The organism is Leucobacter sp. M11, from assembly GCF_035726885.1.
Taxonomy (GTDB): domain Bacteria; phylum Actinomycetota; class Actinomycetes; order Actinomycetales; family Microbacteriaceae; genus JAPFRB01.
Genome location: NZ_JAPFRB010000011.1, coordinates 1 through 464, shown reverse-complemented (window position 1 = coordinate 464; position 464 = coordinate 1). Strand labels below are relative to the sequence as shown.

At 64.4% G+C, this 464-nt stretch carries 1 protein-coding gene and 1 rRNA gene; both read right to left on the bottom strand.

Going from position 1 to position 464, the window contains the following annotated elements:
* Window positions 1-117 (bottom strand): 5S ribosomal RNA (gene rrf / locus OOT08_RS18805).
* A 57-nt stretch (window positions 118-174) separates the two neighbouring features.
* Window positions 175-324 carry a hypothetical protein gene (locus tag OOT08_RS18800; protein ID WP_325094430.1) on the bottom strand — a complete coding sequence of 50 codons (150 nt, stop codon included), beginning with the start codon at window positions 322-324 and terminating at the stop codon, window positions 175-177.
* Window positions 325-464 lie beyond the last annotated feature (140 nt).

Below are 464 nucleotides of genomic sequence, written 5' to 3'. Positions count from 1 at the left end.
GTCCGGCGGTGACCTACTCTCCCACACCCTCCCGAGTGCAGTACCATCGGCGCAGAGAGCCTTAGCTTCCGGGTTCGGAATGAGACCGGGCGTTTCCCTCTCGCTATAACCACCGAGACGTTGATAGCTTATTGCCCGCTGACCGCCTGATGCAAATCGACGGGCGTGTCGCGGTCAATCGTCGTGAATCAGGCGCTTTCCCATCACGACCAGGCCGGGTTCTTCGGCAGAGCCCATGCCGGCGTAGGCGGCGATCACGCCGGTATTCTCGGGCCGCACCATGAGCATCACCTTCGGGCAGCCCCGCTCGCGCAGCGCATTCACGGCCTCTTCTCCATCCCCCTCTCCTGCCGCCTCTTCCCTCCCGCGACCCACGCTGCTTGCCCGGAAACGCAAAAAGCCCCGACCCCCTCAGGGGCCGGGGCAAAACGCCACGACACATCGTCCGTGAAAAACGGGGAGCC